The following is a 4882-nucleotide window of genomic DNA, read 5'->3' on the forward strand; positions in this document are numbered from 1 at the left end:
CCCTTGATAAAGGGGGGACAGGGGGGATTTGCTTTTGCCTCTTACAGATGTGGCCACATCGTGCAACGGTGCCGCGTTCCCCCTCCCCTACCCCTCCCCCTCCGGGAGAGGGGCATCGGACGGCAGAGCACTTTTCATGAAACAGGCGATTACTATCGCCAACGCGCCGCCCAGGCAGGCCAAGGCGAAGAGGTCGCCGTGACGGGTGTAGAAGCTCCCTCCCTCGCCGCGCCTGACCTCGGCGGCCAGTGTCGCTTCCGCGAAGAGCGGCGTCATCCCCCGGACGTGTCCCTTGCTGTCGATCACCGCGCTGATCCCGGTGTTGGCGGCGCGCACCAGCGGGACCCGGTTCTCCACCGCCCGAAACACCGTCATGGAGAGATGCTGGTAGGGGGCAGAGGAATTCCCGAACCAGGCGTCGTTGGTGATGTTTACCAGCAGCCCGCCCCCCCGCTCCACATACGAGCGGGCCACCTCGGGGAAGATCGCCTCGAAACAGATCAGCACCCCTATCCTGCCACCCGGCATCGGCAGGGGAACCGCCTCCTTGCCGGGGGAGAAGTCGCCGATTCCGGCCACCAGCTTGTTCACGAAAGGGAACAGCGCGGCCAGCGGCACGTACTCGCCGAAGGGGACCAGGTGGAGCTTGTCACTTCGCCCCAAGACTCCGCCGGTCGGGGAGATCAGGAAGGCGCTGTTCAGATAGCGGGTGAGGGCGCCTTCCCTCTCCAGGGCGGGGCTCCCGGTAACCAGGCAACTCTTGAGCTCGGTAGCAAGCGAGGTGACCCGCGCCGCGTAGCGAGGCTCCCCCTGCAGGTAGAAGGGAAGCGCGCTCTCCGGCCATACCACCAGGGTGTCCGGCGACTGGCATCCCTGCCTGGTCAACCGCTCGTAGGTCCGTACGGTGGCCTCCTGGTAGGCGGGATTCCACTTCACGTCCTGCGCTATGTTCCCCTGCACCAGCAGCACGCGCTGCAGCTTACCGCTGTCGGGCCTGTTCAGCGCGGAAAAACCGTAGCCGAGGGATAGCACCAAAAGGGCCAGCAGGATCAGCACCCCCGCCAACGGGTAGCGCGCATCCTTGTCCCTGAACCAGACCCACCCTTTGTGGAAGACGACGTTGGCGAAGGCGATCAGGAAGCTCACCCCGTACACCCCGGTCAGGTCGCTGATCTGTATCAGGGGGAGCGTGCGGTACTGGGTGTAGCCGAGGTTCGCCCAAGGGAAACCGGTCAGCAGATAGGAGCGGACCAGCTCCCCCGCCACCCATAGCACCGGGAATGAGCAGAGGGAGGAGATCCCCCTCATCTCGGCCCGCCGCACCAGCGAGACCACCACCGCCGGATAGAGCGCCAGGTAGGCTGCCAGCACGAGATACAGCGAGGCGCTCACCGTCCAGTGCAGCTTGCCGTAGCTGATCAAGACGATGTTCAGCCAGTACAGGATCGCCGCGTAGGCCACCACCCCGCCGGTGAAGGCGACCTTGAAGGCAGTCCTGGCGGAGGCTCCGATCACCGCCTGCAGCAGCGGAAGCAGGGCGAACCACGCCACGATCGACAGCCCCGGCCTCGGGAAGGAGAGCGCCAACAACGCTCCCGACAGGGCGGCCAAGAGATATCTGAGCGTCACCGGCTCACCCGGCGGCGCTGTCACTTTATTCACGGCTCTTCGTTTTCCTTATCCTGCAACCCCGGCTCGCGCCTTACCACGCGCACCTTGGCTATCCTCCGCTCGTCCGCCTCCAGCACGGTCATCACCAGGGAGTGGTTCTCGACCACCTCGCCCGCCGCCGGGATGCGCCCGGTGAGATGGAAGATCAAGCCCCCCAGGGTCTCGAACTTCTCCCTCTCGACCTCGACGCGGAAATGCTCCTCCAGTTCCTCGATGGGGAGCCTGGCGTCGGCGATCACCGCCCCGTCCGGCTCCACGGTCAGCCTCTGGGTCTCCAGGTCGTACTCGTCCTGGATATCCCCCACGATCTGCTCGAGCAGGTCCTCGATGGTGACCAGGCCGGCGGTGCCGCCGTACTCGTCGATCACCACGGCGATATGGACCCGCCGCTTCTTGAAATCGTGCAAAAGCTCCTCGAGGTTCTTGGTTTCCGGTACGAAGAAGGGGGCGCGGATCAGCTTCCTGAGCTCGATCTCCGAGCTGGCCTGTCCCCAGTACTTGAGGAGGTCCTTGGCGTAGATGAGCCCGATGATATTGTCGATGGTCCCCTCGTAGACCGGGAGTCTCGAATGGCCGCAGGCGATGATCTCTTCCAGCACCTTGCCGATCTCGTCCTCGACGGCGACGCAGGCCATCTCGGTGCGCGGCAGCATGATCTCGCGCACCTTGGAGTCCCCCAGGGCGAGGATGGAGCGGATCATGGCGTTTTCCTCGGGGTTGATCACCCCTTCCTGCTGACCGGCGTCCATCATCTCCTGGATCTCCGCCTCGGTCACCCGCCGCTTCCCCATCAACAGCCTGCTCAGGGAATCTATCAGCCCCTGCCCCTTTCGTCCGTTTTCATCGTCCAACAGTATGGCTCCTCCATAAGTAGGTTTGCTTCTTCGTTTTCACCCACCTTAGCCGAACCCCTTGAACAGCAGGGTCACCAGGGCGGTCAGCACAGTCCCGGTCAGCGCCCCCAGCACCACTTCCCGCGCAGTGTGGATGCGCAGCAGCAACCGGGAGTGGCTCACCATCACCGCCAGGGTGAAGCTGAGCAGGGAGGTGAGCGGGTCCTGGGTGTTGAGCGAGACCGAGGTGGCGATGGAGAAGGCTACCGCGGCGTGGCCGCTGGGGATCCCTCCCTCGAGCGGCGCCCCCTTCCCGCTCTTGGCTTTCAGGATGATGACCAGGATCAGCACCAGGATGACCGAGACCACGGTCCCCATCTCGGAAGCGGTGCCGATCAGGGAGAGAGTCCTCCGGTGCAGCGGGAAGATGTACTTGGAGAGCACCAGGTAGCCGATCACCCCGGTACCGAAGGCGGAGACCAGCACGGCTCCCGCCGCGACGTCCTTGGCGATCTTGGCCAGCGGATGGAACTCCGGCGAGATCATGTCGACCACCACCTCGATGGCGGTGTTGACCAGTTCGGCGAACAGCACGAAGGAGATCGGCAGGGCGAGCAGCATGAACTCGGTCGCCGTGACCCGGAACAGGAGGGCTGCGCACAGTATCAAAAGCGCGGCCAGGAAATGGTAGCGCATGTGCTTTTGGGTGCGCACCGCGTAGAGAATACCGTCGATGGCGCAGTTAACGGAATCGATGAAGCGGGTAGGCTTCATGTAGAGGCGCCCTCCAGCGCAAACTGTCGTCTTCCCCGGTTCCTTCCCCTTAGACAAGCCCCTCTTCCTGGAGCATCGCGAAGATCTCCCGTTCCTTGGCCTCCATACGGAGGGCCTCCGCCTCGCCGCTTCGCTCATGGTCGTAGCCGGTGATGTGCAGGATGCCGTGCAGAAGCAGGAAGTAGAGCCGGCTCAGGAAACTCTCCCCCGCCTCCTCCGCCTCGCGGGCCGCGGTATCCGCCGAGATCACCACGTCTCCCAAAACGTCCGGGTTGATGGAGCCGAACTCCCCTTCCTGCATGGCGAAGGAGATCACGTTGGTCGACTTGTCACGCCCCAGGTAGTCGCGGTTCAGGGTCCGGATGGAGCGGTCTCCCACGATGGTCACCGACAGCTCCGCCTCAGGACATCCCAAGGCGTCTAAGATCCTCTGCGCCACCTTTCGCAGTTCCGTCTTCGCGACCGTTCTCCGCCTTTGGCGATTCGTTATCGATATCCTCTGGTCCCTTCTTGGCAAGCGTCTTCTCCTTGTAGGCCGGCTCCGGGTAGTCTATCCGGTGGTGGTAGATGCCGGACAGGATCTGGTTGAAGCTCTTGGCGATCACGTGCAGGTTCTTGAGGGTCAGCTCGCACTCGTCGAGCTGGCCGTCGATGAAGATGTTGTTGATGATCTTTTGCACCAGCCCCTGGATGCGGGCGGGGGTGGGATCGGTGAGCGTGCGCGAGGCGGCCTCCACGCAGTCGGCCAGAAGCACGAGCCCCGCCTCCCTGGTCTGCGGCTTGGGACCGGGGTAGCGGAAATCCCGCTCGTCCACGGTCGGCTGCCCGGGGGTCTCCAGTCCCTTCGCCTTCAGGTAGAAGTAGCTGATGAGCGAGGTGCCGTGGGACTGGCGGATGATCTCGATGATGGGAAGCCCCAGGTGGTGCTCGCGGGCGAGTTCCACCCCCTCCTTCATGTGGGAGATCAGGATCAGCGCGCTCATGCTGGGGGAGAGCTTGTCGTGCCGGTTCTCCGCGTCGCGGATGTTCTCGATGAAGTACTGGGGCTTCTTCAGCTTGCCGATGTCGTGGTAGTAGGCCGCCACCCGGGCCAGAAGCGGATTGGCGTTGATCGCCTCCGCGGCCGCCTCCACCAGGTTCCCCACCAGCACGCTGTGGTGGTAGGTGCCGGGGGCCCGGATCATCAGCTCGCGCAAAAGCGGCGAGTTGAGGTTGGCCAACTCCAGAAGCTTCACGTCGGTGGTGTAATGGAAGACCGCCTCGATGAGGGGGACGGTGCCGGAGACGTAGATGGCGTTGATGAAGCCCCCCAGGAAGGCGAAGATCAGGCAGTAGACGGTCTGCAGTGACAAGGGGTTCTCGCCGTAGAAGTGGAAGCAGAGGGCCGCGGCCATGTTCACCACGCTCAGCTTGAGCCCGGCCGAATAGATGGTCCCCCGTTCCTTGCACTGGCGCACCCCGTGGGCGCCCACGATGCCTCCCAACAGGGCGTAGATCACCACCGGCAACGAGTTGTTGAGCATGATGCCGGCCAGCGGCGCGCAGACCGCACAGTAGACCAGGGACACCTCGGAGTTCAGGATGATGCGGACGATGATGGCGCT

General features: G+C 63.9%; 5 protein-coding genes. All 5 read right to left on the minus strand.

The features are described 5' to 3' along the window. Positions 1-87: 87 nt before the first annotated feature. Positions 88-1662 (minus strand): apolipoprotein N-acyltransferase, encoded by a 1575-nt coding sequence (gene lnt, locus VJ604_RS04925; RefSeq protein ID WP_324080264.1) that lies wholly within the window; start codon positions 1660-1662, stop codon positions 88-90. Next, positions 1659-2522, minus strand: a complete 864-nt coding sequence (locus VJ604_RS04930) for a hemolysin family protein (RefSeq protein WP_324080265.1) — start codon at positions 2520-2522, stop codon at positions 1659-1661. The genes lnt and VJ604_RS04930 overlap by 4 nt, the downstream gene beginning before the upstream one ends. A gap of 48 nt (positions 2523-2570) precedes the next feature. Next, complete coding sequence (locus VJ604_RS04935; RefSeq protein WP_324080266.1) at positions 2571-3278, minus strand: diacylglycerol kinase; 708 nt, start codon at positions 3276-3278, stop codon at positions 2571-2573. Positions 3279-3327: 49 nt separating this feature from the next. Continuing rightward, positions 3328-3726, minus strand: a complete 399-nt coding sequence (ybeY, locus tag VJ604_RS04940; RefSeq protein ID WP_324080268.1) for an rRNA maturation RNase YbeY — start codon at positions 3724-3726, stop codon at positions 3328-3330. After that, a partial coding sequence (locus VJ604_RS04945) for an HD family phosphohydrolase (protein WP_324080267.1) occupies positions 3680-4882 on the minus strand: 1203 nt, incomplete at its 5' end. The genes ybeY and VJ604_RS04945, both read right to left, overlap by 47 nt.

It is taken from the genome of Geomonas sp., from assembly GCF_035254065.1.
Lineage (GTDB): Bacteria > Desulfobacterota > Desulfuromonadia > Geobacterales > Geobacteraceae > Geomonas.

Excerpts from the sequence above, each read along its gene's own strand:
- VJ604_RS04935 (WP_324080266.1), bottom strand. The coding sequence starts at position 3,278 with ATGAAGCCTACCCGCTTCATCGATTCCGTTAACTGCGCCATCGACGGT.